We start from the raw sequence: 25,554 nt of genomic DNA, 5'->3' as shown, positions 1-25,554 counted from the left end.
ACTCCGCGGCGAGCGGCGGCTGCCCGGTGCACAGAGCCTGACATGCGGAAGGCACCGGATGTCCACCCCGTTCCTGGTCCAGGCGCTGGCCGTGCTGAGCGCCCCGGCGCTGGGCGCCGTCGTCCTGACGGGTGTTCGGCTGCGCCGACGCGCCACCGACGCCGAGACCCGGGAGGCCGCGCTCCGGCTCAGGGTCGACGAGCTGACCGCCGAGCGGGACGTGCTCCAGCGCACCGCCTCCTGCGACCCGCTCACCGGGGTGTGGAACTACCGGCACCTCCAGCTCACCCTGGACCGCGAGGTGGAGCGGGCCCGCCGGGTCGACCCGGGCGCCGTGCCACGGCCGTTGGCGCTGCTGATGGTGGAGATCGCGGGCTTCGAGGCGGTGGTCGCCGAGCACGGCCGGGCCCGGGGCAACGCGATACTGCGCGACCTCGCGCAGCGGCTGAGCGTGGAGATCCGGCGCTCGGACACCCTGGGCCGGTACGGCGGCGAGGAGTTCCTGGTGGTGCTGCCCGACACCGGCCTGGACGGCGCGGTGCAGGTGGCCGAGCGGCTCTGCTGGACGGTCCGCAGACACCAACTGCTCGACTGGTCCCCGGCCGGGACCGAACCCGGCCGGGTGTCCGGGCGGAACGGCCTGACCGCGTCGGTCGGGATCGCCGTGCTGCCGGAGGACGGTGCGCATGCCGCCCTGTTGCTGCGCGCCGCCGACCGCGCGCTCGGTGCGGCGCGCGCCGGGGGCGGTGACTGCTGGCGTGGGGCGGCCGAGTTGACCGGCCCCGGGGCGTCCGAGGACGGTCCGGCGGTGGCCGTGGCGGAGGCGGTGGAAAAGCCCGGTAATCTGTCGCCCGGTGCCGAAGAGGTCTCCCTCACCTCCGCCGGGACCGCCCACTCGACGGCCGCCGTGGCTGCTGGACACGACACGGGCCCCTGATCAGCTGTTCGGTTTCATCGCTGGTTAACCCTGCCCTCAGCCCGGTGGAACCCCGCCTCAGTAAGGTCTGAAGCATGACGACGAAGACTCGCCTCCCTGTCACCAAGGCCGTGGTGCCTGCCGCCGGGTTGGGGACCCGGTTCCTCCCCGCGACCAAGGCCACCCCGAAGGAGATGCTGCCGGTCGTCGACAAGCCCGCGATCCAGTACGTCGTCGAGGAGGCCTCCGCGGCCGGCCTCTCCGACATACTGATGGTCACCGGCCGCAACAAGCGCGCTCTCGAGGACCACTTCGACCGGGCCTACGAGCTGGAGGAGCTGCTCGCTCGTAAGGGTGACAAGGACAAGCTCCGCCGGGTCCAGGAGTCGGTGCAGCTGGCCAACATGCACTACGTCCGGCAGGGCGACCCGAAGGGCCTCGGCCACGCGGTCTCGGTCGCCGAACAGCACGTCGCGGGCCAGCCGTTCGCGGTCCTGCTCGGTGACGACCTGATCGACCCGCGCGACCCGCTGCTGTCCCGGATGATCGAGGTCCAGCAGGAGCTCGGCGGCTCGGTGGTGGCGCTGATGGAGGTCGAGCCGGAGCAGATCCACCTGTACGGCTGCGCCGCGGTCAAGCCGAACGGCTTCGGCGAGGACGTGTTCCGGGTCACCGACCTGGTGGAGAAGCCGGACACCGCCGAAGCCCCGTCCAACTACGCGGTGATCGGCCGTTACATCCTCGACCCGGCCGTCTTCGACGTGCTGCGCGACACCCCGCCCGGCCGGGGCGGCGAGATCCAGCTGACCGACGCGCTGCGCGAGTTGGCGACCCGGGACGAGACCGGCGGCGGCCCGGTGCACGGCGTGCTCTTCAAGGGCCGCCGGTACGACACCGGCGACCGCGCGGACTACCTTCGCGCTATCGTCCGTCTGGCGTGCGAACGTGATGACCTGGGCCCGGACTTCCGCTCCTGGCTCAAGGAGTTCGTCGCCACGGAGATGCAGAGCTGACCAGAAGGCGAGTGTGGGCGATGACCGGGACGACTTCGGATTCCTGCTGCGAAGAGACCCCGGCGCCGCCGCGCATGTGGAGCGTGGACGAGCATCTGGCGGACGTCCTGTCAGATGTCGTCCCGCTCCCGGCGATCGAGCTCCAGCTGCTCGACGCCCAGGGCTGCCGGCTGGCCGAGGACGTCGACTCCGAGGTCGACCTGCCGCCTTTCGACAACAGCTCGATGGACGGCTACGCGGTCCGCACCGCCGACACCACCGGGGCCACCGGGCCGTACCCCTCGGTGCTCACCGTGGTCGGCGAGATCGCGGCCGGTGCGGCCGAACTCCCCAAGGTGGGCCCCGGGCAGGCCGCCCGGATCATGACCGGTGCGCCGATGCCGCCCGGCGCCGAGGCGGTCGCCCCGGTCGAGTGGACCGACGGCGGCACCGGCACCGGTGAGGCCGCCGACGCGATGACCGCCGCGCCCGCGGGCGGCGCCGAGGAGGTCCGGGTGCTCCGCCCGGTCGCCGAGGGCGCGCACATCCGCCGCCGGGGCAGCGACCTGTCGGCGGGGGAGCGGGTGCTGGAGGCGGGCGCGCTGCTCGGCCCCACCCAGCTCGGCCTGCTGGCCGCGATCGGCCGGGCCACCGTCCGGGTCCGCCCCCGTCCCCGGGTGGTGGTGCTCTCCACCGGCAGCGAGCTGGTGCAGCCCGGCGAGCCGGTGGGCCCCGGCCAGATCTCCGACTCCAACAGCTTCACCCTCACCGCCGCCGCCCAGGACGCCGGGGCGATCGCCTACCGGGTCGGCGGCGTGCCGGACGACGCGGCGGTGCTCCGCGCGGTGCTGGAGGACCAGCTCGGCCGGGCCGACCTGATCGTCACCAGCGGCGGGGTCAGCGTCGGCGCGTACGACGTGGTCAAGGAGGTCTTCGCCGAGTACGGCGAGGTCGACTTCCGGCGGCTGCGGATGCAGCCCGGCAAGCCGCAGGGCTTCGGCCGGATCCAGGGCACCCCGCTGCTCGCCCTGCCGGGCAACCCGGTCAGCTCGTACATCTCCTTCGAGCTGTTCGTCCGGCCGGTGATCCGCACCATGATGGGCGCCCCCGACGTCCACCGGCCGGTGGTCCGGGCGGTCTGCACCGGCGAGCTGCGCTCGCCGGCCGGGCGGCGCCAGTACCTGCGCGGCTGGTACGCGGACGGCGAGGTGGCGCCGGTCGGCGGCGAGGGCTCACACCTGGTCGGCGCGCTGGCCCGGGCCAACTGCCTGATCGTGGTGCCCGAGGAGGAGACCTCGGTGGCGGCCGGACGCACCGTCGATGTGGTCCTTCTCACGGGCTGACCGGGGCGGGGTTGTACGGTAGCGCGGTACTTGACCCGTGCCACCGTGGAGTCCCCTTGTCCGAAACACCGCGTCTCACCCACGTCGACGAGACCGGCGCCGCCCGGATGGTCGACGTCTCCGAGAAGGCCACCACCGTCCGGACGGCCGTCGCCGCCGGCCGGGTCCGGGTGGCCCCCCGGGTGATCGAGCTGCTGCGCGGCGAGGGCGTCCCCAAGGGCGACGCCCTCGCGGTGGCCCGGATCGCCGGGATCATGGGGGCCAAGAAGACCCCGGAGCTGATCCCGCTCTGCCACCCGATCGCGATCTCCGGCGTCACCGTCGAGCTCACGGTGGCCGACGACGCGGTGGAGATCACCGCCACCGTGCGGACCGCCGACCGGACCGGCGTCGAGATGGAGGCGCTGACCGCCGTCGCGGTGGCCGGGCTCACCGTGATCGACATGGTCAAGGCCGTCGACAAGGGCGCCACCATCGAACACGTCCGGGTGCTCAGCAAGACCGGCGGCAAGAGCGGCGACTGGACGGCCTCGTCATGAGGGCGCTCGCCGTCACCGTCTCCAACCGGGCCTCGGCCGGGGTGTACGAGGACCGGGGCGGCCCGCTGGTCGCCGAGGGCCTGCGGGCGATGGGCTTCGCCGTGGACGGGCCGCAGGTGGTCCCGGACGGCGAGCCGGTGGAGGCCGCCCTGCGGGCCGCGGTGGCCGCCGGGTACGACGCGGTGGTCACCACCGGCGGCACCGGCATCTCGCCGATGGACCTCACCCCGGAGATGACCGCCCGGGTGATCGACCGTCAGATCCCCGGCATCGCCGAGGCGATCCGGGCGTACGGCCGGGAGAAGGTGCCCACCTCGGCGCTGTCCCGGGGCCTGGCCGGGCTGGCCGGCCGGACCCTGATCGTCAACCTGCCGGGCTCCACCGGCGGGGTCAGGGACGGGCTGGCGGTGCTGGCCCCGCTGCTGCCGCACGCGGTGGACCAGCTCGGCGGCGGCGACCACCCGCGGCCCGCCGGCTCGGGCGGGCCCGCCGGGACCGACCATGGGGGTGCGTCCTGAACGCCTCCTGGCAGGTCGAACTCCTGGACGGGGACGTCGCGTTGCGCCCGATCCGGGTCCGCGACCAACGCTCCTGGCAGGAGGTCAGCCAGCGCAACCGGGACTGGCTGCGCCGCTGGGAGGCCACCGTCCCGCCCGCCGGTTCCGGCCGGGCCGGAGTACCCCGGCCGACCTTCCGGCAGATGGCCCGCTACCTCCGGCACGAGGCGGCGGCGGGCCGGATGGTGCCGTTCGTGGTGCTGCACCGGGGCCGCCTGGTCGGACAGCTGACGGTCGGCGGGATGACCTGGGGCTCGATGTGCTCGGCCAACATCGGGTACTGGGTGGACGAGTCGGTGGCCGGGCGGGGCATCATGCCGACCGCCGTCGCCCTCGCGGTGGACCACTGCTTCGGCACGCTCGGCCTGCACCGGCTGGAGGTCTGCATTCGGCCGGAGAACTGGCCGAGCCGGCGGGTGGCCGAAAAGCTCGGCTTCCGCGAGGAGGGAATGCGGCCGCGTTATCTGCACATCGACGGCGACTGGCGGGACCACCTGGTGTACGCGCTGACCGCCGAGGAGGTGCCGGAGGGCATGCTGGCCCGCTGGCGGTCGGTCAGGTCGCAGGGCCGGGACGGTAATTGAATAAATGTTCGAAATAGATATCGATATGGCATCGCCGCCCGGCCGAGTGGTCACAAATACCGGCAAAATAGTCGGAGAATCAGCTTGATCACACGACACGCCGCGCCAAATTGCTGCCGGGCCTTCCCCCGCGCCCGTACCGTGTGAAACATGCGCAGTAGCGGCCTTATCTACGCGGTCATCGTAGGGGCCTGGGCTGCCTATCTGGTGCCGATGTGGCTCCGCAGGCAGGACGAGCTCAACGAGGCGCGTCCGACGGAACGCTTCAGTACCGCGATCCGCCTGCTGGCCGGACGGTCGGCCATGGAGCGGCGGGCGGCCCGGGTATCTGGCGACGACGAGACCAGTCCTGAGTCGGACTCCGCCCCGGAGGCGGAGGCCGACCCCCGAAGCGCGGCCCCGGCCGAGCCGGGCCCCGAACCGGCCACCCACGCCCTCCCCGCCCCGCCCTCCGCCTTGGCGGCGGCCGCGCGGGGTTCGGTCGAGCGCCGGGCCCGGCTGCTGGCCCGCCGGCGCCGGATGGTCACCACGCTCTTCCTGGCCTTCGCCGCCGGTGCGGTGGCCGCGGCGGTGTTCGGCGTGGCCTTCCTCTGGGTGCCCGCGCTGCCCGGCCTGCTGCTCACCCTCTACATCGGCCACCTGCGCCGGCTGGAGCGCCAGCGGTACGAGGTCAAGCTCGACCGCACCCGGGCCGCCCGGGATGCGGAGCGGCTGCGCGACCGCGAACGCACCCGGGCCGCCGCGCCCCGCCAGGCCGACCGGCCCAGGCCGGCGGAGCGTCCCCAGCCGACGGAGCGTCAGCAGGCCGCCCGGACGTCCGGCGCCCCCTCGGCCCCGGCCCCCGCGCCCGTCGCCGCCCCCGCCGAGGGGCGGCCGCACCTGCGGCTGGCCACCACCGAGTCCGCCCTGGTCGAGGCGACCGACCACGAGGAGTGGGTCGACGGCATGCGCGAGCGCGCCGCGGCCGGCCCCGACTCCTGGGAGCCCGTCCCGGTCCCCCTCCCCACCTACGTCACCGCCCCGGTGGCCCCCCGCTCCACCCGCGGCCTCGACCCCCGCTCCACCTGGGACGCCGGCCGCGGCACCGAGTCCCGCAACACCCAGCTCTTCGACCAGTACGCCGAACCGACCCCCGGGGCCGAGGAGGACTACCCCTCCCGCCCGCGTGCCGCGAACGAGTAGCGCCAGGTGAGGGGTGGTCACGAGCTCCCGCGAAGAGGTGCTAGAGTTTCTTCTCGTTGGGGCTGTGGCGCAGTCCGGTAGCGCACCTCGTTCGCATCGAGGGGGTCAGGGGTTCGAATCCCCTCAGCTCCACCAACAAGGTCCCGTCCGATCGGAAGATCGGGCGGGACCTTTGTGTTGTCGGGGCGCCGTCGCCAACCGGCCCGGAGCGGGCGACCAGTTGGTCACCCTGGACTGTGATGCGGGTCACCGGAACTGCCGGGTGGTGGCCGGACAACCAGGGGTGTGGACTTTTCGATGCACGAACGGATCAGGGCCGGGGATCCGGATGCCTTCCGGCAGTTGTTCCAGGAGCACTCGCGGGCGGTCCTGGCGCACGCGGTCCGGGTGAGCGGGGACCGCGCCGGGGCCGAGGACGTCATGGCGGTGGTCTTCCTGGAGGCGTGGCGGCTGCGGGACAAGCTGCGCGACGAAGGGAGCACGCCCCGGCCCTGGTTGATGGGCATCACCGTCAACGTGCTGCGCAACCGGGCCCGGGCCGCCCGGCGGCACACGGCCGCCCTCGCCCGCATGCCGCTCCCCGACCCCGCCCCGGACTTCGCCGACGAACTGGTCGGCCGCCTCGCCGACCACGACCAACTCACCGCCGCCAAAGCCGCGCTGGAGAAACTCCGCCGGACCGAACGCGAGGTGTTCGCGCTGTGCGTGTGGGCCGGCCTCAGCTACCCCGAGGCCGCCGAGGCGCTCGGCATCCCGGTCGGCACCGTCCGCTCCAGACTCTCCCGGGCCCGCACCCGGCTGCGCGCCCTGGCCGACAAGGAACTGCGCAAGACCTCGAAAACCCGCCGGGAACCCCGGCGGACCACTGGACAAGTACAGGGTGGCCGGATGGTTCCGGTCCGGTCGGACAAGGAGTGGAACAGATGACCAGCAACCCGCAGCGGCGGCAGCCGTTCGACGACGCGGAGCTGAGGCACCTGCTGCCGCCGGTTGGGGCACCGTCCGTCCCGTCCGTCCGGCAACGCCAGATCGAGGAGTTCCTGATGAGCGAGATCACCCGCACCCCCCGAGCCGCAGCCCCGGTCCGGCCCCCGGCCAGGAGCCGGCGCCGGCTGCTGATCGCGGTGCCCGCAACCCTGGCCGCCTTCGCCCTCGCCACCACCGTGGCGGTCCTCACCCCCGACCGGCAGGACGCGGCCCCCGCCCTCAGCGGGCGCGTCGCGGCTCCCGTCGTCGCCGTCCCGGCCGGCTCCGTCACCGGTCTGGCCGGCGCGGCGGACCGGCTCGCCCAGGCCGCGCAGGCCACTCCCGACCTCGTCCTGCGGCCGGGGCAGTACGTCTACATCGAAAGCACCGTCTCCTATCTCGCGGGCGCCGTCGACTTCAGCGCCGGCACCTCGAAGGTCTGGGTCGACAAGCCCCACCAGCGGCAGGTGTGGCACTCGGCGGACGGCCGGACCGGCTGGCTCACCGAGGAGGGCAAGACCCCCGAAGGCGGCAAGGCCCTCGGCACGGACATCGGCGCCCACCTCAACGCGCCCTCCTACGACTACCTGCGCACCCTGCCCACCGACCCGCAGGAACTGCTGCGGAAGATCTACGCCGAGACCAAGGGGGCCGGCCACGGACCCGACCAGGAAGCCTTCGTCACCATCGGCGACCTGATCCGCGAACAGGCCGTGCCCGGCAAGCTCGCCGCCGCCCTCTACCAGGCCGCGGCCCGCATCCCCGGCGTCGTCCTCCTCGACAGCGCCACCGACGCCGCCGGACGCACCGGCATCGCCATCGCCCGCACCGACACCACCGGCGGCACCCGCGACGAGATCATCTTCGACCGCACCTCGTACGCTCTCCTCGGCGAACGCCGGGTCCAGGTCACCGAAGCCGAAGGCATCAAGCCCGGCACCGTCATCGCCAACACCGCCGTCCTCAAGCGCGCCGCCGCCGACACCCCCGCCATCCGCCCCGGCACCGCACAGGCCTGACCCCGCCCGGGGCCGTCCCCGGGATCACTGGTGGACCAGCAGGGCGACGGCGACGAGGGTGGCCAACTCGTAGTGCCACCGCACCGGTTCGCTCATCCGGAGCAGTCCGGCGGACAGGGTGGCCGGCCTGGCAGCACCCGGACCCGCCGGAGCGGGGCACCGACCCCACGCGGCCTGAGCCCGAGGCTGTGCGGGGGTCGGTGCGGGTGGCGGTGCCCTGGCACGTCGGATTGCCCGGCACTGGTTCGGGTTTTTTGATGTGCACCGGGCGAACTCCCGCTACGGTCTCTCCACACTCCTCATTGGATGTTGACGGACTGTCGGAGGAATCGCCTTGAGCTCTCGTACCCGTCGTTGCGCCGGCGCCGCGCTGGCGGTGGCCGCGTTGACCACGCCGTTGGTGTTGGCCGGTGCCGCCGGGGCGGCCGCGCACGGCCACGGACCTGACCCGGCCGGGAGAGGCGCCCGGTTGGCGGCCGAGCTGGTCGAGCAGAGCCGGGGGAAGGACGCCTGGAGCACGCTGGAGCGGCTGCAGCGGATCGCCGACCGGAACGGCGGTACCCGGGTGGCCGGTTCGGAGGGACACGCCCAGTCGGCCGAGTACGTGGCGGCCAAGGCCAGGGAGGCCGGGTTGAAGGTCTCCCGGCAGGAGTTCGACTACGTCTTCCACGAGACCCTGGCCGAGCGGCTGGCGGTGGTCTCGCCGCAGGCCGAGCAGGTCGCGGTGGCCGCGATGACCTACTCGGCCAGCGGCCCGGCCGGTGGGCTGGTGGCCCAGCTCGCGGTGGTGCCCGGTGGCGCCACCCCCGGCTGCGCGGCGACCGACTACCCGGCGGGGGCGGTGACCGGGCGGATCGCGCTGATCGTGCGCGGCGGGTGCGGCTTCGCGGTCAAGCAGACCGCAGCCGCGGCGGCCGGTGCAGTCGGCGTGCTGATCTACAACAACACGGACGGCCCGCTGGCGGGGACCCTCGGCGACCCGGTGGTGGCCAAGGTGCCGACCGGCGGCCTGTCCCAGGCGGACGGGCTGGCGCTGGCGGCCAGGGCGGCGGCCGGACCGGTCACCCTCGACCTGGACATCAGGACCCGGGTGGAGACCCGGAAGACCTGGAACGTGCTGGCCGAGACCCGGGGCGGGGACGAGAACAACACCGTGATGGTCGGCGCCCACCTGGACTCGGTGCTGGCCGGCCCCGGCATCAACGACAACGGCTCGGGTTCGGCGGGCATCCTGGAGGTGGCCCGCAGCCTGTCGGCCCGTCCGGTGGCGAACAAGGTCAGGTTCGCCTGGTGGTCGGCGGAGGAGTTCGGGCTGGTCGGCTCGAAGACGTACGTCGCGGCGCTCCCGGCGGCCGAGCAGAAGAAGATCAAGCTGTACCTGAACTTCGACATGATCGCCTCGCCGAACTCGGCCCAGTTCGTCTACGACGGCGACGACTCCGACCGGGTCGGCTCCGGCCCTGGCCCGGAGGGCTCGGCACAGATCGAGCGGCTGCTCAACGGCTACCTGGACGGGCGGCGGAAGCCGCACGAGGGCGCCGACTTCACCGGCCGCTCGGACTACGGCCCGTTCATCGCGGCGGGCATCCCGGCCGGGGGCTCCGCCACCGGGGCCGAGGGCATCAAGTCCGAGGCCCAGGCGGCGAAGTACGGCGGCACGGCGGGGGTGGCCTTCGACAAGTGCTACCACCAGGCCTGCGACACGCTGGCCAACTTCGACCACCGGGCCTTCGACCTGAACATCGACGTGATCGCCAACGCGGTCGGCACCTACGCCTGGGACCTCTCCTCGCTGTCCCGGCCGGTCACCCCGGAGCACACCTCCGGCGGCTCGGCGGGCGGCGGGCTGCACGACGACCACGAGGTCGCGGAGTAGCGGATTAACCGCTGGACCGTCGGATCCGGCGCCGGGTAGTGTCCCGCACGATGGCGCACCCGGCGCCAGGTCCGCCTCGGGCGGAGGAAGGAGGCCCTGCGATGTACACCCACATCCTCCCGGCGCTTCCTTCCCGCCCGGCTCGCTAGGGCCCCACCGCACGGAAGCGCCTCCCGACTGTCCTCGGAGGCAGCGTGTCTTCCCGTGTCACCTTCCGTCCCACCGTCGAGGCCGACCTCGACCTGGTGCTCTCCTGCCACACCGGCGAACCGGTCAGCTGGGCCGACCCCGAGCGCTACCGCAGCCTGCTCGGCAACGGCGGCTACCGCCCCGCCCACACCTGGATCGCCCAGGACACCGACGGGCGGCTGCTCGCCCGCGCCGTCTGGTGGGCCTTCCCGACCAGCGACCGGCCACTGGCGTTGGACTGCGTCTGGGTGGCCCCCGACGTCCCCGACCGGGTCGGGCTCGCGGCCCGGCTGCTCGGCGCCGCCCACGACGCCTTCCGGGCGGCCGGCTGGGACGAACTCCCTGAGTGGCACCTCTTCCTGGCCGCCGGTTGGCGGGACGACCCGGCGGTCACGGCCGCCCTGGAGTGGCGCAGCGCCGCAGCCGCCCGGAGCGGCCTGACCGGCCGGCTGGAGCGCCTGCGCTACGAGTGGACCCCCGAACTGCCGGTGCCCGAACCGAGCGGCCGGCTGGTGTTCCGGACCGAACCGGACGACGAGGTCTTCGTCGAGATGTTCCGGCAGGTCGCCGAAGGCAGCCTGGACGACGACACCCGGCGCGACCTCGCCCGGCTCGGCGCGGACGGCCAGGCCAGGGAGACGCTGGACTGCTACCTGCAGATGCCAGGCGAACGCTCCTGGTGGCTGCTGGCGTACACACCCGAGGGCGCGCCGGCCGGCTTCGCGCTCCCCTCGGCCAACCAGGGCGGCCCGGTGGTCGGGTACCTCGGCGTGCTGCCGGGGATGCGCGGGCGGGGGTACGCGGACGAGCTGCTCGGCGCGATCACCCGCTTCCACGCGGGTCGGGGCGCGACGCGGATCGGCGCCGACACGGATCTGGACAACCGCCCGATGGCGGCCTGCTTCGACCGCGCGGGATACCGCAACTTCGGGGTACGGCTGGTGCTGACGCAGTAACGGAGGGGTCAGGGGTTCGGGTCAGCTGCGCTCCGGTCTCAGCCAGCAGGGGGTTCGGGTCAGCTGCGCTCCGGGCTCAGCCAGCAGGGGGCTTGGGTCAGCTGCGCTCCGGGCTCAGCCAGCAGGGGGCTCGGGGAACTGCGACGCCGGCCTCGTTCAAGGTGACCGTTGCGTGGGTGGTCAGGCACTTTCGCAGTGACCCGAGCGCCAGATCTCCTCGCAGTTCCCCGAGCCCCTGGGTAGTGGACCGTTGAGCGCCTGCCTACAGTGCAGCCCTGGAGCCCTGGGTAGTTGACGGCTGAGCGCCTGCCTACAGCGCAGCCCCCGAGCCCCTGGGTAGTTGACCGTTGAGCGCCTGCCCAGAGCACAGCCCGGAGGCCCCTGGGTAGTTGACGGCTGAGCAGCCTGCCTACAGTGCAGCCCTTGACCCCCTGGGTAGTTGACGGCTGAGCGCCCACCTACAGTGCAGCCCTTGAGCCCTTGGGTAGTTGACGGCTGAGCAGCCTGCTTACAGTGCAGCCCCCGAGCCCCTGGGTAGTTGACCGTTGAGCGCCTGCCTACAGCGCAGCTCCGGGGGTCAGGGCTGGCTCGGGGTGGGGGTGGATGGGGGGCGTCGGGGGTGGCGGGTCAGGCGGTAGCCGAGGACGCCGGCCAGGGAGGCCAGGATGCCGCCGCCGACGGTCCAGAACCAGCGGGTGTTGCGGCCTTGGAAGGGGGCGGAGTACCAGTGGGTCTCCTCCTCCTCGGGGGCCACCGCACGGTCGGACGGCGCCGTGCTCGCGGTCGGGGCGGCCGCCGCCGCAGCTGCGGGGGACCCGGCGTTGACCGGCGGCACCCGCGGTGCCCGCAGCTCACCGCCCTCGGGCTGGGCGTCGCCCGCCCCGCCCTTGCTGCTCAGCCGCAGCTGGACCTGGGCCGCCAGACCGAGGTCGTTCTGCGGCACCTGACCGGCCGTCAGCCGGACGTAGTAGGTGCCCGGCAGCGGGTCGCCCGACCAGGGCTCGGCCCAGGAGCGGATCTGCCGCAGGGTGCAGCGTAGCGCCAAGGTGCCGGCGGCGGTCTCGGCGGTGGCGTCCTGCGGTCCCGCCGTGCAGGACTGCCGGCGGCGCAGACCGTCGAAGAGCTCGACCGACCAGCTCTGCGGCCCGTGCCGGTCGGCGCTCGGCGGCAGCGTGACGGTCACGTCCACGGTGGTGGTCTGGCCCTCGGCGGCGCCGAAGGCCCAGTACAGGTAGTCACCGGTGGAGGCCGCCACGTCGGCGGCCTGGCCGGTGCCGAGGGCGACCGCGGTGAGGAAGCTGGTGCCCGCGTCGGTCACCGGCTTGGCGGCCCCCGAAGCAGCCCCCGAAGCAGCCCCCGAAGCGGAGGGAGAGGGCGAGGGCGAGGCCGCGATCAGCAGCGGCAGCCCGGCGGCGGCGAGCAGGACGGCTCGCAGTGCAGTGGTACGCATGGTCAGTTCTCCCGCCAGACAGCGATTCGCCAGCGTGCCAGCCAGCCGAAGACCAGCCCGGTCAGCAGGCCGGCCAGGGTGAGCACCAGCAGCAGCACCCAGCCCCGGCCGAGTCCGGCGGACCAGCCGTCGGGGGCGGGGGAGGCGGCGGCCACGTCGAGGGTCAGTTCCAGCGGCAGGCCCGGTTCGGCGGCCACGCCGGGGGCCGGGGCGAAGGAGTTGCTGACCACCAGGCAGACCGTGTCCTCCGGCCTCGGGCCGGCGGAGGCGGAGGGGGACGCGGTGCGGGCCGAGGACCAGCGGACGCCGGTGGAGGCCACGTCGGTCCGGCCGCTGCCCGCGTCGGTGCCCCGGACCAGTTCCTGGCCGCTCGGGTCGGTGGCCTTGAGCAGGACGCCGTAGTCCCGGGCCAGCGCCCGGTCGAGCGAGATGCTGACCGAGGCCCGCAGCTCCTGGCCGGGCCGGACGTTCACCCGGTAGACCCGGTGCTCGGCGAACTTCTCCCGGTCGCTGTAGACCCCGGGGGTCAGCACGGGAGCGGTCTCGCACTTCTCGGTACCGGTCGCCTTGGCAGGCGCGACCCGGTTGGTGCTGCCCGCCCGGTTGACCAACTGCTTGACCTTCTCGGTCAGTTGCTGCTGGGTCTGGACGTCGGTGAAGGTGCCGCCGGTGGCATTGGCGATGCACAGCAGCTGCTGCCGGGTCTTGTCGTCGTGCGCCAGCCCGAGGGTGTCGACCACCAGGTGGGTGCCGAGGGCGGCCAGTTCACGGGCCACCTCGCACGGGTCCGGCGGGGCGCAGGAGTCCTCCCCGTCGGTGATCAGCACGATCCGCCGGGTGGTCGGCCCGGTGCCCAGGTCCTGGGCGGCGCCGCGCAGGGCCAGGCCGATCGGGGTCCAGCCGGTCGGCCGCAGGGTGGCCACGGCGGTCTTGGCCTCGGTCTTGTCGGTCTTTCCGACCGGGAAGAGCTGCTTGGTGTCCTTGCAGCCCTCGGTCTTGTCGTTGCCCGGGTACGTCGCGCCGAGGGTGCGGATGCCGAACCAGGTCTCGGCCGGCAGCGCGTCGATCACCTCGTTCAGCGACTGCTGGGCCACCGCCATCCGGCTCTTGCCCTGGATGTCGGCGGCCCGCATCGAGCCGCTCACGTCCAGCACCAGGTCGACCCGGGGCGGTTCGGCGGCCGCCGCCCCGGCGGCGGTCTCGTCGGCGTACGCGGGGATCCCGTGCAGGAGGGCCCCGGCGGATATCGCCAGGGCGGCCAGTAGCCCGAGTGGGCGGGCCGGCAGTCGTCGTCGTCGTGTGGTCACGGCCCGCATCTTATGGATCATCAGTTCGGATCACCAACGCCGGTCGTTACGGCCGAACTCCCGGACCGCGTCCGCCGATGAGCACGCCGAGCCCGTCCAGGAAGCATCGCAGTCCGAACTCCAGCGCCTGGTCCTGTCCGCCCGACCCGCTGTCGGCCATCGCGGCGGCGGTGGCCGGGTAGCGGTCCCGGTGAGTGGCGATCAGGGAGCCGAGGGTGAGCAGCAGTTGCTGCTCGGGGCTGCCCTCGGGGCCGGCCGCGCGGGACTGCTGGGCGATCGCCCGGACGTGGCCGGCCAGCACGGCGACCACGTCGAGGCGCTCCGGGCCGGTCAGGGCGGTGCCGGCCAGGGCGGCCACGGCCCGTTCCATCCAGCTGAGTTCGGCCGGCCCGACCAACCGGGGGCCGACGGTGGCGTCCAGCAGCCAGGGGTGCCGCCGGAAGACGGCGGCCAGCCGCCTGGACCAGTCGGCGAGCGGCTCGCGCCAGCCGGTGCCGTCGACCGGCGGGGCCGCGCCGATCGCGGCGTCGACCATCAGGGCGACCAGCTCGGCCTTGCCGGGGACGTACCGGTAGAGCGCCATCTTGGTGTAGTCGAGCAGCCCGGCGACCCGCTGCATGGAGAGCGCGCCCAGCCCCTCCGCGTCGGCGATCTCGATCCCCGCCCGGGCGATCCGGTCCAGGCTCAGCGCGGCCTTCGGGCCACGGCCCGCCTTCGGTGGCGGCCCCCAGAGCAGCCGGGCGGCCGGGTCCGGTTCCTGGTGCACGGCGGCTCCCTTGCGTCGGCGGCAAAACTGCGTCTACTGTACACAGTATCGAAAGTGTCCGACGGACACAGTTTCTGACGGGGGTCTCCCATGGGCAAGAACGTCCTCATCTCGGGTGCGAGCATCGCCGGTCCGGCGCTGGCCCACTGGCTCGGCCGGTACGGCTTCCACCCCACCGTGGTCGAGCTGGCCCCGGCCCTGCGGGAGGGCGGCCAGGCGGTCGACTTCCGTGGCGCGACCCACCTGACGGTGCTGGAGCGGATGGGCGTGCTGGACACGCTGCGCGGGCTGCAGACCGGCGGCCGGACCACCACCTTCGTCGACCCGGACGGGCGCCGGCGGCTGCGGCTGCCCGCCGAGTTCACCGGCGGCGACATCGAGGTGCTGCGCGGCGACCTGTCCCGGACGCTGTACGAGGCGAGCCTGCCGTACACCGAGTACGTCTTCGGCGACTCGGTGACCGGTCTGACCGAGACCGCCGACGGGGTGCGGGCCACCTTCCGGCACGGCGCGCCGCGCGAGTTCGACCTGGTGATCGGCGCCGACGGCCTGCACTCGAACGTCCGCCGGATCGCCTTCGGCCCCGAGCGGGACTTCGTCACCCACCTCGGCTACTACGCGGCGACCTGGAAGCTGCCCAACCACCTCGGCCTCGGCCGCGAGACGGTCGGCTGCAACACCCCCGGCCGGCTGGCCCAGCTCGGCGGCGGTCACCGCGACCCGGGGCTGGCGGACGCCTTCGTGGTCTTCGCCGCCCCGGAACTGACCTACGACCGGCACGACCTGACGGCCCAGAAGGCGCTGATCGCCGAGCACTTCGCCGGGATCGGCTGGGAGGTGCCCGGCATGCTGGAGTCGCTCCACGGGACGTCCGAGCTGTACTTCGACTCGATCAGCCGGGCCGACGTGCCGACCTGGTCCCGGGGCCGGACCGCCCTGGTCGGCGACGCCGCCTGCGGCGCGACCATCGGCGGCATGGGCACCGGCACCGGCGTGGTGGCCGCGTACGTGCTGGCTGGTGAGCTGGCCCGGGCGGCCGGGGACCACCGGGCGGCGTTCGCCGCGTACGAGGGCCGGCTGCGGGAGTACGCGCAGGGCTGCCAGAAGGGCGGCGACCGGACCGGCAGGTTCCTCGCCCCCGGCCGGATCGGCGGCCGGCTGCGGGACGCGCTGCTGAACCGGCCCGCGGTGCTGAACCGGATGCTGGACGAGGGCCGCAAGGTCAGCAGCGTCGAGCTGCCGGACTACCCGGCCGAGCTCGCCGCACTGGCCGGATGAGCTCGATGGCCGGGTGAATATCGGACACACCGGCATCAACGGTAATAAATATGGCTAATTCTCGTTAGGGTGCCTGTGAAGCCGTGCCCGTCGAGTTGGAAGGACCCACCCCGTGAGCAACCTGTTCGCGATCGCCTACCCCGACCTCGCCACCGCCGAGCAGGTCCGGAGCACCGTGGTCGGACTGCAGAAGCAGAAGCTGATCGACCTCGAGGACGCGGTCGTCGTCGAGCGCCGCCAGGACGGCAAGATCAAGCTGCACCAGGCCGTCTCCACCACCGGTGCCGGGGCCGCCTCCGGTGCGCTCTGGGGTGGCGTGATCGGCCTGCTGTTCTTCATGCCGTTCCTCGGCGCGGCCGTCGGCGGGGCGACCGGTGCCGCCGTCGGCGCCTCCACCGACGTCGGGGTGGACGACAACTTCATGCGCCAGGTCGGCGAGCACCTGACCCCGGGCAGCGCCGCCGTCTTCCTGCTGGTCCGCAAGGCCACCGCCGACAAGGTCATCCCGGCCGTCGCCCAGTACGGCGGCCAGATCATCCAGACCTCGCTGAGCGCCGAGGCGGAGGCCGAGCTGCGCGCCACCGTCGAGGCCGCCCGCGGCCAGGCACCCGCCGGCGTCTGACCGCGACCAGCTGGGGGTGGACGGGACCTGACGGCCCGTCCGCCCCCGCCGTGCTACCCCCGACAGGACGCCCGTGGCCTCTCCCTCCGCCGTAGCCAGAGCCGGTGCGCCGGGCCGACGCCTGGTCAAGAGCCGTCGCAACACCGAACTGGCCCTGGTGCTCGGGTCGGTGCTGATCGCCGTCTTCGGGTACATCGAGGTCGGTGTGAACATCGACGGCGAGGTCCCGTCCGGCGCCGCCGGGTACGGTGCGGCGCTCGGCGTGCTCGCGCTGCTCGCGCACGGGGTGATCCGCTGGAAGGCCCCGTACGCGGACCCGCTGCTGCTGCCGATCGCGATCCTGCTGAACGGGATCGGACTGGTCGTCATCTACCGGCTGGACCGGGCCACCCCGAAGAGCGAGGCGGCGCCCACCCAGCTGCTCTGGTCCACCCTCGGGGTGGCGCTGTTCATCGGCGTGGTGGTGCTGCTGCGCGACCACCGGATCCTCCAGCGGTACGCCTACCTCGGCGCGCTGGCGGCCCTGGTGCTGCTGATCCTGCCGATCTTCTTCCCGCCGGTCTACGGCTCCCGGATCTGGATCGTGATCGGCCCGATCTCGTTCCAGCCGGGCGAGTTCGCCAAGATCCTGCTGGCGGTCTTCTTCGCCGCCTACCTGGCCGTGCACCGGGACGCGCTGGCGCTGACCGGCAAGAAGGTGTGGAAGTTCCAGTTCCCGCGCGGCCGGGACCTCGGCCCGGTGCTGCTGATCTGGGCCGCCTTCGTCGGGGTGCTGGTGCTGGAGACCGACCTCGGCACCTCGCTGCTGTTCTTCGGCCTGTTCGTGGTGATGCTCTACGTGGCCACCGCGCGCAGCGGCTGGATCGCGATCGGCCTGTTCCTGGCGGCGGTCGGCGCGGTCGCGGTCGGCTGGCTCTCCCCGCACGTGCACAGCCGGGTGACCGACTGGCTGGACCCGCTGGGTTCGATCGCGGCCGGCCAGGGGGCCAACCAGATCGCCCAGTCGCTGTTCTCGTTCGCCTGGGGCGGGGTGCTCGGCACCGGGCTGGGGCTCGGGCACTCGATCCTGATCGGCTTCGCCGCCAAGTCCGACTTCATCCTGGCCACCATCGGCGAGGAGCTCGGCCTGGTCGGGCTGATCGCGCTGTTCCTGCTCTACGCGCTGCTGATCTCGCGGGGCTTCCGGACCGGGATCGCGCTCCGGGACCCGTTCGGCCGGCTGCTGGCGATCGGCCTGGCGGCGATCGTCGGCATCCAGCTGTTCGTGGTGGCCGGCGGCGTGCTCGACCTGATCCCGCTGACCGGGATGACGCTGCCCTTCATCGCCCAGGGCGGCTCCTCGGTGGTGACCAACTGGATCATCGTGGCGCTGCTGGTCCGGATGAGCGACCAGGCCCGCCGACCCGCCCCCGAGCCCGCAGCCGACCTGGTGGAGCAGCCGTGACGTCGCGACGAAGGTCCGAGGCCCGTTCCACCGGCGGCCCGCAGGGGCTGCCCGGGATCTCCACCACCGGCCGCCGGGCCGGCACCTTCTGCCTGGTCCTGGTGCTCGCGCTGATGGGCCAGGCCACCTACGTCCAGGTGTTCCGGGCCAAGTCGCTGGACGACAACCCGGCCAACCAGCGGGAGACCGTCCAGCGCTACGCCCAGCCGCGCGGCAACATCCTGGTCGGGGCCGACCCGGTCACCGGCTCCGCCCCGACCGGCGGGCGGTACGCCTACAAGCGCACCTACACCGACGGCCCGGCCTGGGCCGCGGTCACCGGCTACTCCTCGCAGACCTACGGGAACACCCAGCTCGAGGGCGTCCAGGACGACCTGCTCTCCGGCACCGACCCCCGGCTGGCCGGCTGGGCGATCTGGGACGAGATCGCCCGCAAGCAGAACCCGGGCGGCGACGTGTACACCACCCTGAACCGGGCCGCCCAGCAGGCGGCGGTGAACGGCCTGGGCCGGCAGACCGGCGCGGTCGCCGCGATCGAACCCGCCACCGGCCGGATCCTCGCGCTGGCCTCCACCCCGAGCTACGACCCGGGCAGCTTCGCGGGCTCGTCGACCGCCGACCAGGACGCCTGGAACAAGCTGCAGGCCGACAAGAACCAGCCGATGCTGAACCGGGCGCTCCGTCAGATCTACCCGCCCGGCTCGACGTTCAAGGTGGTCACCGCCGCCGCCGCGCTGGCCAACGGCGTGGTCACCGACATCGACGCCCCGACCGGCGCGCCGTACCCGTTCGTGATGCCGGGCACCACCACCGCGCTGGTGAACGACACCAGCGCCTGCGACACCCCCGGCCAGTCGCTGGACGAGGCGATGGTCCGGTCCTGCAACAGCGTGATGGGGTACCTCGGCACCCAGGTCGGCCTGCCGAAGATGGTCGCGATGGCGCAGAACTTCGGCTTCAACGACGCGAAACTGGACACGCCCGTCCGGGCCGCCCGGTCCAACTTCGACACCGAGATGAACGCCTCGCAGGTCGCGCTCTCCTCGATCGGCCAGTTCGACACCGCGGCCACCCCGCTGGTGATGGCGATGGTCGCGGCGGGCGTCGCCAACAACGGCACCGTGCGGTATCCACAGCTTGTGGACAAGCTGACCAAGAGCGACGGCAGTTCGGTCCAGGTGATGCAGCCCGCCGACTACCGGCAGGCGATGAGCCCCGCCGTGGCCGGTCAGGTGCAGAAGCTGATGACCGACGTGGTGGAGACCGGCACCGGCCGGAGCGCCCGGATCCCCGGTGCCACCGTCGGCGGCAAGACCGGCACCGCCCAGCAGGGCATCGACAACTCCGGCATCCCGTACGCCTGGTTCATCTCCTGGGCCAAGCCGAGCGGCTCGAACCAGGTCCCCCCGGTGGCCGTCGCGGTGGTCATCGCGGACAGCAACGCCACCGACGTCACCGGCGGCGGGCTGGCCGCCCCGATCGCCAAGGCCGTCATGCAGGCCGTCCTGAACGGGAACTGACGGAGCCTGGGCGGAATCTCATGGGACTGCAGCCGCACTGTGACAAGGGATGTGGCGGGAGTCACGGTTGCGGTGTACCGGGCTGGGTTAGCGTGGACGGCTCCGAGCCGTGCCCATAGGGGGAAACCGTCATGTCGTCACACCGTCGAACTCCGGCTGCCCGCTCGACGGCGAGTCGTCATGCCTGACCGGCTCAGGGCGCTGATGCGGACCGGTACGGCCAGCACGGCGCTGGTCGCGCTGGCGCTGCTCTCGGTCTTCGCGGTGATCCGGCACTTCCACGGCTTCTCGATGGTCGACATGCTGGTGTACCGGGCGGAGGGCGCGGCCGTCGCCAACGGCCAGGACCTCTACGCGATGCGGCTCCCCGGCTGGAACCTCCCGGCGACCTACCCCCCGTTCGCCGCGATGCTGTTCGTCCCCGCGACCTGGTTCGACATATCGGTCCTGCGGGTGGTGGTCACCCTGGCCAACATCGCCCTGCTCGCCCTGCTGGTCCACCTCTCCTTCCGGCTGGTCGGCTGGCCGCGCCCGGGCCGCCGGGCGCCCGCGCTGCTGCTGGCCGTCGGCGCGGGGGTCTTCCTCGAACCGGTCTACACCACCCTCCAGTACGGGCAGATCAACCTGGTGATCGCCTGTCTGGTGCTCTGGGACCTGACGCACAAGCACCGCTTCACGGGCATCGGCATCGGCCTGGCCATCGGCATCAAGCTCACCCCGGGGATATTCGCGGTCTACCTGCTGCTCACCGGCCGGATCCGGGCGGCCATGGTCTCCGGCGCCACCTTCCTGGTCACCGCGCTGATCGGGACGGTCGCGCTGCCCGGCGCCTCCTACGGCTTCTGGACCACCTACCTGTGGGACTCCACCCGGGTCGGCCGCACCGAGATCGTCGACAACCAGGCGATCAGCGGAGCGCTGGCCCGCCTGCTGCACACCGAGCACCCCGGTTTCCCGGCCACTGCGGTGGCCGGCCTGGTGGCGGTCGCCGGCCTCGCCCTCGCCACCCGCTCGCTGCGCGGGGGCGCGCCCCGGGCCGAGGCCTGGGGGGTGGTCTGCACCGCGATCACCGCGCTGCTGATCTCGCCGATCAGCTGGACCCACCACTGGATCTGGTGCGTGCCGCTGCTGGTCCTGCTGGCCGCCGAGGCGGCCCAGCGGAGCCGCCGCCTGCCGTACCGGGCCGTGCTCGCGCTGGTGGTGGTCGCGTTCCTGTCGCGCGGCATGTGGATGGTGCCGCACAAGAACGGGCTGGAGCTGCAACTGTCCCCGTGGGAGCACCTCGGCGGCGAGGTCTACGTGCTGGTCGGGTTCCTGGTGCTGGTGCTGGCCGTGCTGCGGGTGAAGGAGCCCGAGCCGGTGGTCAACTCGGAACTCGTGGTCAGCGCGGTCGAGCCGAGCCAGGGCTCCCTGGTGACCGCCCGGTCCGGCGGTGAGTGACCCCCGGCGGGTGGCCGGAGCCTGATCCGGGGGTCGGAGGCGTAGTCTGCCGCGTGCGAAGTGTCTGGTTTGTCGGTCACCGCCTGACGACCCGCCAGGCCGGCTCCGACCTCCCCCGCCCCGAAGGAACCACCCCTTGAGCACTCAGAGCACCCCCGGCTCGCGCCTGCTCCGGAAGAAACCGGTCGCCACCCTGATCGCCGAGAGCGGGGCGGCCGACGCGCCGCCGGTCGGCGCGCCCGAGGAGGGCGGCCGGTCCGGCATCCACCTGCGCCGCTCGATCGGCCTCTGGCAGCTGTCCTCGATCGGCATCGGGGCGACCGTCGGCACCGGCATCTTCTTCGTGCTGAGCAGCGCGGTGCCCGAGGCCGGGCCCGCCGTGGTGCTCTCCTTCCTGCTGGCCGCCGTCACCGCCGGGCTCACCGCGCTCTGCTACGCGGAGATGGCCTCGGCGATCCCGGTCTCCGGCTCCTCCTACTCGTACGCCTACGCGACCCTCGGCGAGATCGTCGCCTTCGGGGTCGGGGTCTGCCTGCTGCTGGAGTACGGGGTCTCGGCCTCGGCGATCGCGGTCAGCTGGGGGCAGTACCTGAACAAGTTCTTCGACCTGGCCTTCGGCTTCACGCTGCCGGAGTGGATGGCCGCCCCGCCCGGCGACGGCGGGGTGTTCAACCTGCCGGCCGTGATCCTGGTGGCGATGGTGGTCACGCTGCTGATCCGCGGCGCCAGCGAGTCGGCCCGGGTGAACGCGACCATGGTGGTCATCAAGATCGTCATCCTGCTGCTGTTCATCGCGATCGGCCTGACCGGCTTCCAGGCCGGCAACCTGACCCCGTTCATGCCGCTGGGCATCGGCGGCGTCGGGGTGGCCGCGTCCAGCATCTTCTTCTCCTTCATCGGCCTGGACGCGGTGTCCACGGCCGGCGAGGAGGTCAAGAACCCGCGCCGGACACTGCCGGCGGCGATCATCATCTCGCTGGTGGTGGTCACCCTGCTCTACATCGGCGTGGCGGTGACCGCCGTCGGCGCCCAGCCCTGGCAGCAGTTCGACGGCCAGGAGGCCGGGCTGGCGCAGATCCTCCAGGACGTCACCGGCCAGCGCTGGCCCGCCGTCATGTTCGCGGTCGGCGCGATCGTCTCGATCTTCAGCATCACCCTGGTGGTGATCTACGGTCAGACCCGGATCCTGTACTCGATGGGCCGGGACGGCATGCTGCCGAAGAAGTTCGCCGAGCTCTCGCCGCGCACCGGCACCCCGGTCTGGAACACCGGGGTGGTCGGCCTCGGGGTCTCGGTGCTGGCCGCCTTCGTACCGCTGGACATCCTCACCGACCTGACCAGCCTGGGCACCCTGGTGGCGTTCTCGGTGGTCTCGGTCGGCGTCGTCATCCTGCGCCGCACCCAGCCGGACCTGCCGCGCGGCTTCAAGGTGCCGGGTTACCCGGTGGTGCCGGTGCTCAGCGTCGGGTTCTGCGCCTACCTGATCTCCGAGCTGCACGCGGTGACGTACGCGTTCTTCGGTGCGGCCCTGGCGGTCGCCGCCGTCGTCTACTTCGGCTACAGCGTCAAGCACTCCAAGCTCAACCGGCCGGACCCCGGACCCACCCGGACGGGCTGACCGGCGGAGGGCCCGGCGCCGCGCCGCCGGGCCCTCCCGAGAGCTCCACATAACAGTTGCCGCTCCTTCTGCGGAACAGCACAACTCAGCCCCTACCCTTCCAGCATGGCGACCACCCGAACCCCCGGAGCACCCGAGCAGGCGGTCTGTCCCCTGCACGAGGCACCCCGGTCGGGGGTGGCCGCCCGGATACCCGAGCAGCGCACGTCCACCGACCCGGCGAGCCGGGCCCGGCTCCGGCCGGCCCGGCGGCGGACCGTCCAGGTGCTGGGGTGTGCGGTCGCGGCGGGTTGGGCGCTCGCCTTCCCGCTGGTCTCCGACCTGCCGAACCAGATCTTCTGGGGCACCGTGGCGGCCCCCGCCTACGGTCTGGCCGCCGTGCTCCGCCTCGCTCTGCCGCGCCGGTACGCCGCGCGGGCGGCGGCCGGGGCGGCCGTGCTCGGCGCCGTCCTGCTGCCGCTGGTGCTGCTGGTGCTGCAGGGCCGGCACCAGTCCGAGGTGATGGTGGTCGAACGCTCGGCCGTCCTGCTGCTGCACACCGGCAGCCCGTACCTGCCCGATCCGGCCCGGGTCACCGACTACGACCCCTACCTGCCGACCATGGCGCTGTTCGGGCTGCCCCGGGCGCTGCTGGGCAGCGGGAACCCGGTGACCACGGTGCTGGGGGACGCCCGGATCTGGTTCGCCGTCACCTTCCTGGCCTGCCTGCTGGCCTGCTGGCGGCTGCTCCGGCCGCAGCCCGCCGCCTCGCCGCTGCTGCCGCTGGCCACCCTGACCGCCTCCCCGCTGATCGCGCTGGCGCTGGTCGTGGGCGGGGTGGACCTGCCGCTGATCGGGGTCTGCTGCCTGGCGCTGGCGCTGGCCGCCAAGGGCCGGGCGGTCCCCGCCGGTCTGGTGCTGGTGCTGGCCTGCACCCTCAAGTGGACCGCCTGGCCCGCGCTCCCGGTGGCGGCCCTGCTGCTCTGGCGGCTGTACGGCCGCCGCCCGGCCGCCCGCGCCACGCTGACCGCGGTGGCCGGCGGCCTCGCGCTGGTGCTGCCGTACCTGCTGACCCAGGGCCAGGTGCTGCGCGAACAGGTGGTGCGCTTCCCGCTCGGGCTGACCGCCGTGCACACCCCGGCGGGCAGCCCGCTGCCGGGCAAGGTACTGGCCGGGTTCGGGCCGACCGGGCACACCATCTCGCTCACCCTGCTCTGCCTCGGCGGGCTCGGGGTCACCCTCTGGCTGCTGGCCTACCCGCCGACCTCGGCGGTGGCCGCCTGCGACGTGCTGGCGGTCGGGCTGACCGTCGCGTTCACGCTCGCCCCGGCCGGCCGGTTCGGCTATCTGGCGCTCCCGGCGGTGCTGGTGATCTGGCCCCGGCTGGCCGCCGGGCCCCGGCCGAGGGACCGGCTCACCACGATCCTGACGGGCGTTCAGCTCTGACCCGGGCCGCTCCCCGGTTTCCCGGCCGGGGCGTGGGACGATGCGGACATGGCGCAACATACCGGGCGGCGGAAGTTCCTCGGACTGGCCGTGGCGGCCGCCGGCCTGACGGCCTGTGGGAGCACCCCGGCCGCCACCGAGCCCCCGGTCGCAAACCAGCAGCCGCTGCCCAGCCCGGCACCGGCCAGGGCCGAGAACGACCGCCCGGGCGACGCGGACTGGAAGGTCACCGCACCGGGCCCACCGGACGCGATCGAGGGCTTCGCCGACCGGGTCAGCGTGCTCCCCGGCGAGCCGCTCGGCCTGCACGTGTCGACCACCGCCCCCGGCTTCACCGTCTCCGCCTACCGGATGGGCTGGTACGGCGGCGCCAGGGCCCGGCTGGTCTGGCGGTCCGGGCGACTGCCCGGCGCGGCCCGCCCGGGGCCCACCGTGGCCGCCGGGACCAGGACCGTCCGGGCCGACTGGCCGCGGACCACCACGGTCGACACCACCGGCTGGCCCGAGGGCGGTTACCTGCTCCGGCTGGACGCGGTCGGCGGCCCCGGCCAGCGGTACGTCCCGGTCACCGTCCGCTCCCGGGAGACCGCGGGGCGGACCGTCCTGGTGAACGCCGTGGCGACCTGGCAGGCGTACAACGAGTGGGGCGGGTACAGCCTCTACAACGGCCCGACCGGCGGCTACGGCACCCGGGCGCTGGAGGTCGTCTTCGACCGGCCCTACCACTACGACGACGGCGCCGGGCTGTTCCTGGTCTACGAGGCCCCGCTGATCGCGTTGGCCGAACGGCTCGGGCTGCCGCTCGGCTACGCCACCGGGACCGACCTGGCCCGAGAGCCCGAACTGCTGCGCGGGGCCGCGGCGGTGGTCTCGTTGGGGCACGACGAGTACTGGTCCAACGAGCAGCGGCAGCACGTCACGGCGGCCCGCGACTCGGGCACCAACCTGGCCTTCCTGGGCGCCAACTGCTGCTACCGCAGGGTCCGTTACGAGCCTTCGGCGCTCGGTCCCGACCGGACGGTGGTGTGCTGGAAGTCCGACTACCGGGACGACCCCGGCTTCCGGGCCGGGCGGCCCGCCACCACCGACTTCCGGGAAGGGCCTGGCGCCGACCCGGAGAGCGGCCTGCTCGGGGTGAGCTACGACGGCTACCCGGTGGACGCGCCGTACGTGGTGAGCAACCCCGGGCACTGGCTGCTGGCCGGTACGGGTGCGGTGGCCGGCGACAGCTTCCCGCACCTGGTCGGGGTCGAGTACGACCGGGTGCCCTCGGCCGGCCCGGCGGCGGGCCCGGTCGAGATCGTCGCCAGCTCACCGGTGGTCTGCGACGGTCGCCGCAGCCGGGCCGACTCGGCGTACGGCACGGTGGCCGGCGGGGCCGGGGTGTTCGCCACCGGCACCATGCGCTGGGTGGAGGCGCTGGACGCCGACGGCCCGGGCGGCGGTAGGGCCGACCACGGGATGGACCACCGGGCCGGGGCGTTCACCCGGCAGGTCACCGAGAACCTGCTGCGGGCCTTCGCCGCCGGCCCGGCGGCGCACCGGCACCCCGTGGCCTGATCCGG

22 protein-coding genes and 1 tRNA gene are annotated in these 25,554 nt (G+C 73.3%); 20 read left to right on the top strand and 3 right to left on the bottom strand.

Annotated features, from left to right (window positions below):
• Positions 1–58 precede the first annotated feature (58 nt).
• From ACIRPK_RS30680 to ACIRPK_RS30625, 12 genes are all read left to right on the top strand, one after another.
• Complete coding sequence (locus ACIRPK_RS30680; protein ID WP_403044421.1) at positions 59–937, top strand: GGDEF domain-containing protein; 879 nt, start codon at positions 59–61, stop codon at positions 935–937.
• A 74-nt stretch (positions 938–1,011) separates the two neighbouring features.
• Positions 1,012–1,929 carry a UTP--glucose-1-phosphate uridylyltransferase GalU gene (gene galU / locus ACIRPK_RS30675; RefSeq protein WP_403044418.1) on the top strand — a complete coding sequence of 306 codons (918 nt, stop codon included), beginning with the start codon at positions 1,012–1,014 and terminating at the stop codon, positions 1,927–1,929.
• A 20-nt stretch (positions 1,930–1,949) separates the two neighbouring features.
• Complete coding sequence (gene glp, locus ACIRPK_RS30670; RefSeq protein WP_403044415.1) at positions 1,950–3,251, top strand: gephyrin-like molybdotransferase Glp; 1,302 nt, start codon at positions 1,950–1,952, stop codon at positions 3,249–3,251.
• A gap of 107 nt (positions 3,252–3,358) precedes the next feature.
• Positions 3,359–3,790, top strand: coding sequence for a cyclic pyranopterin monophosphate synthase MoaC (moaC, locus tag ACIRPK_RS30665; RefSeq protein ID WP_403044475.1), 432 nt, complete (start codon positions 3,359–3,361; stop codon positions 3,788–3,790).
• The gene (locus tag ACIRPK_RS30660; RefSeq protein ID WP_403044412.1) at positions 3,787–4,308 is read left to right on the top strand and encodes a molybdenum cofactor biosynthesis protein B; all 522 of its coding nucleotides are present in this window, start codon (positions 3,787–3,789) and stop codon (positions 4,306–4,308) included. The genes moaC and ACIRPK_RS30660 overlap by 4 nt, the downstream gene beginning before the upstream one ends.
• Before the next feature lie 41 nt (positions 4,309–4,349).
• Complete coding sequence (locus tag ACIRPK_RS30655; RefSeq protein ID WP_403044410.1) at positions 4,350–4,931, top strand: GNAT family N-acetyltransferase; 582 nt, start codon at positions 4,350–4,352, stop codon at positions 4,929–4,931.
• Positions 4,932–5,081: 150 nt separating this feature from the next.
• On the top strand, positions 5,082–6,113 hold the full coding sequence (locus ACIRPK_RS30650; RefSeq protein ID WP_403044409.1) for a hypothetical protein: 1,032 nt from the start codon (positions 5,082–5,084) through the stop codon (positions 6,111–6,113).
• 58 nt (positions 6,114–6,171) lie between these two features.
• Positions 6,172–6,248 (top strand) — tRNA-Ala (locus ACIRPK_RS30645).
• Positions 6,249–6,410: 162 nt separating this feature from the next.
• Positions 6,411–7,040, top strand: coding sequence for an RNA polymerase sigma factor (locus tag ACIRPK_RS30640; RefSeq protein WP_403044407.1), 630 nt, complete (start codon positions 6,411–6,413; stop codon positions 7,038–7,040).
• Positions 7,037–8,098 (top strand): CU044_5270 family protein, encoded by a 1,062-nt coding sequence (locus tag ACIRPK_RS30635; RefSeq protein ID WP_403044404.1) that lies wholly within the window; start codon positions 7,037–7,039, stop codon positions 8,096–8,098. Before ACIRPK_RS30640 ends, ACIRPK_RS30635 begins: the two co-directional genes overlap by 4 nt.
• A 334-nt stretch (positions 8,099–8,432) precedes the next feature.
• Positions 8,433–9,974, top strand: coding sequence for a M28 family peptidase (locus ACIRPK_RS30630; protein ID WP_403044401.1), 1,542 nt, complete (start codon positions 8,433–8,435; stop codon positions 9,972–9,974).
• A gap of 194 nt (positions 9,975–10,168) precedes the next feature.
• The gene (locus ACIRPK_RS30625) at positions 10,169–11,119 is read left to right on the top strand and encodes a GNAT family N-acetyltransferase (RefSeq protein WP_403044399.1); all 951 of its coding nucleotides are present in this window, start codon (positions 10,169–10,171) and stop codon (positions 11,117–11,119) included.
• A gap of 577 nt (positions 11,120–11,696) precedes the next feature.
• Here the strand turns inward: ACIRPK_RS30625 and ACIRPK_RS30620 are convergent.
• From ACIRPK_RS30620 to ACIRPK_RS30610, 3 genes are read right to left on the bottom strand one after another with little or no spacing between them, the layout of a single operon-like run.
• On the bottom strand, positions 11,697–12,569 hold the full coding sequence (locus ACIRPK_RS30620; RefSeq protein WP_403044396.1) for a peptidase: 873 nt from the start codon (positions 12,567–12,569) through the stop codon (positions 11,697–11,699).
• Between the two features lie 2 nt (positions 12,570–12,571).
• Positions 12,572–13,885 carry a VWA domain-containing protein gene (locus ACIRPK_RS30615; protein WP_403044394.1) on the bottom strand — a complete coding sequence of 438 codons (1,314 nt, stop codon included), beginning with the start codon at positions 13,883–13,885 and terminating at the stop codon, positions 12,572–12,574.
• Between the two features lie 37 nt (positions 13,886–13,922).
• Positions 13,923–14,642, bottom strand: coding sequence for a TetR/AcrR family transcriptional regulator C-terminal domain-containing protein (locus tag ACIRPK_RS30610; protein WP_403044393.1), 720 nt, complete (start codon positions 14,640–14,642; stop codon positions 13,923–13,925).
• Between the two features lie 90 nt (positions 14,643–14,732).
• Between ACIRPK_RS30610 and ACIRPK_RS30605 the strand changes: the two genes are divergently transcribed.
• The 8 genes from ACIRPK_RS30605 to ACIRPK_RS30570 all read left to right on the top strand — a co-directional run bounded on the left by ACIRPK_RS30605 (position 14,733) and on the right by ACIRPK_RS30570 (position 25,549).
• Complete coding sequence (locus ACIRPK_RS30605) at positions 14,733–15,920, top strand: FAD-dependent monooxygenase (protein ID WP_403044391.1); 1,188 nt, start codon at positions 14,733–14,735, stop codon at positions 15,918–15,920.
• 112 nt (positions 15,921–16,032) lie between these two features.
• Positions 16,033–16,542, top strand: a complete 510-nt coding sequence (locus ACIRPK_RS30600) for a DUF1269 domain-containing protein (RefSeq protein WP_403044389.1) — start codon at positions 16,033–16,035, stop codon at positions 16,540–16,542.
• A 73-nt stretch (positions 16,543–16,615) separates the two neighbouring features.
• Positions 16,616–17,986 carry an FtsW/RodA/SpoVE family cell cycle protein gene (locus tag ACIRPK_RS30595; protein WP_403044386.1) on the top strand — a complete coding sequence of 457 codons (1,371 nt, stop codon included), beginning with the start codon at positions 16,616–16,618 and terminating at the stop codon, positions 17,984–17,986.
• Positions 17,987–18,099: 113 nt separating this feature from the next.
• A complete protein-coding gene (locus tag ACIRPK_RS30590) occupies positions 18,100–19,506 on the top strand; it encodes a penicillin-binding transpeptidase domain-containing protein (RefSeq protein WP_403044467.1) in 1,407 nt (468 codons plus the stop codon).
• 180 nt (positions 19,507–19,686) lie between these two features.
• Positions 19,687–20,946 (top strand): glycosyltransferase 87 family protein, encoded by a 1,260-nt coding sequence (locus ACIRPK_RS30585; RefSeq protein ID WP_403044384.1) that lies wholly within the window; start codon positions 19,687–19,689, stop codon positions 20,944–20,946.
• A gap of 136 nt (positions 20,947–21,082) precedes the next feature.
• A complete protein-coding gene (locus ACIRPK_RS30580) occupies positions 21,083–22,564 on the top strand; it encodes an amino acid permease (RefSeq protein WP_403044382.1) in 1,482 nt (493 codons plus the stop codon).
• 105 nt (positions 22,565–22,669) lie between these two features.
• The gene (locus ACIRPK_RS30575; RefSeq protein WP_403044380.1) at positions 22,670–23,989 is read left to right on the top strand and encodes a glycosyltransferase family 87 protein; all 1,320 of its coding nucleotides are present in this window, start codon (positions 22,670–22,672) and stop codon (positions 23,987–23,989) included.
• A gap of 48 nt (positions 23,990–24,037) precedes the next feature.
• A complete protein-coding gene (locus tag ACIRPK_RS30570) occupies positions 24,038–25,549 on the top strand; it encodes a N,N-dimethylformamidase beta subunit family domain-containing protein (protein WP_403044377.1) in 1,512 nt (503 codons plus the stop codon).
• Positions 25,550–25,554: the final 5 nt, after the last annotated feature.

The organism is Kitasatospora sp. NPDC101801, from assembly GCF_044766665.1.
GTDB lineage: Bacteria > Actinomycetota > Actinomycetes > Streptomycetales > Streptomycetaceae > Kitasatospora.
This window is presented reverse-complemented; position numbering and strand designations above follow the sequence as displayed.

What these genes read in the sequence shown, in the direction of transcription:
- ACIRPK_RS30680 (WP_403044421.1), top strand. Translation starts at nt 59, where the DNA reads ATGTCCACCCCGTTCCTGGTCCAGGCGCTGGCCGTGCTGAGCGCCCCG.
- ACIRPK_RS30590 (WP_403044467.1), top strand. Translation starts at nt 18,100, where the DNA reads ATGGGCCAGGCCACCTACGTCCAGGTGTTCCGGGCCAAGTCGCTGGAC.
- ACIRPK_RS30640 (WP_403044407.1), top strand. Translation starts at nt 6,411, where the DNA reads ATGCACGAACGGATCAGGGCCGGGGATCCGGATGCCTTCCGGCAGTTG.
- ACIRPK_RS30635 (WP_403044404.1), top strand. Translation starts at nt 7,037, where the DNA reads ATGACCAGCAACCCGCAGCGGCGGCAGCCGTTCGACGACGCGGAGCTG.
- ACIRPK_RS30605 (WP_403044391.1), top strand. Translation starts at nt 14,733, where the DNA reads ATGGGCAAGAACGTCCTCATCTCGGGTGCGAGCATCGCCGGTCCGGCG.
- moaC (WP_403044475.1), top strand. Translation starts at nt 3,359, where the DNA reads ATGGTCGACGTCTCCGAGAAGGCCACCACCGTCCGGACGGCCGTCGCC.
- ACIRPK_RS30650 (WP_403044409.1), top strand. Translation starts at nt 5,082, where the DNA reads ATGCGCAGTAGCGGCCTTATCTACGCGGTCATCGTAGGGGCCTGGGCT.
- ACIRPK_RS30620 (WP_403044396.1), bottom strand. Translation starts at nt 12,569, where the DNA reads ATGCGTACCACTGCACTGCGAGCCGTCCTGCTCGCCGCCGCCGGGCTG.
- ACIRPK_RS30585 (WP_403044384.1), top strand. Translation starts at nt 19,687, where the DNA reads ATGCCTGACCGGCTCAGGGCGCTGATGCGGACCGGTACGGCCAGCACG.
- ACIRPK_RS30570 (WP_403044377.1), top strand. Translation starts at nt 24,038, where the DNA reads ATGGCGCAACATACCGGGCGGCGGAAGTTCCTCGGACTGGCCGTGGCG.
- glp (WP_403044415.1), top strand. Translation starts at nt 1,950, where the DNA reads ATGACCGGGACGACTTCGGATTCCTGCTGCGAAGAGACCCCGGCGCCG.
- ACIRPK_RS30615 (WP_403044394.1), bottom strand. Translation starts at nt 13,885, where the DNA reads ATGCGGGCCGTGACCACACGACGACGACGACTGCCGGCCCGCCCACTC.
- galU (WP_403044418.1), top strand. Translation starts at nt 1,012, where the DNA reads ATGACGACGAAGACTCGCCTCCCTGTCACCAAGGCCGTGGTGCCTGCC.
- ACIRPK_RS30660 (WP_403044412.1), top strand. Translation starts at nt 3,787, where the DNA reads ATGAGGGCGCTCGCCGTCACCGTCTCCAACCGGGCCTCGGCCGGGGTG.
- ACIRPK_RS30575 (WP_403044380.1), top strand. Translation starts at nt 22,670, where the DNA reads ATGGCGACCACCCGAACCCCCGGAGCACCCGAGCAGGCGGTCTGTCCC.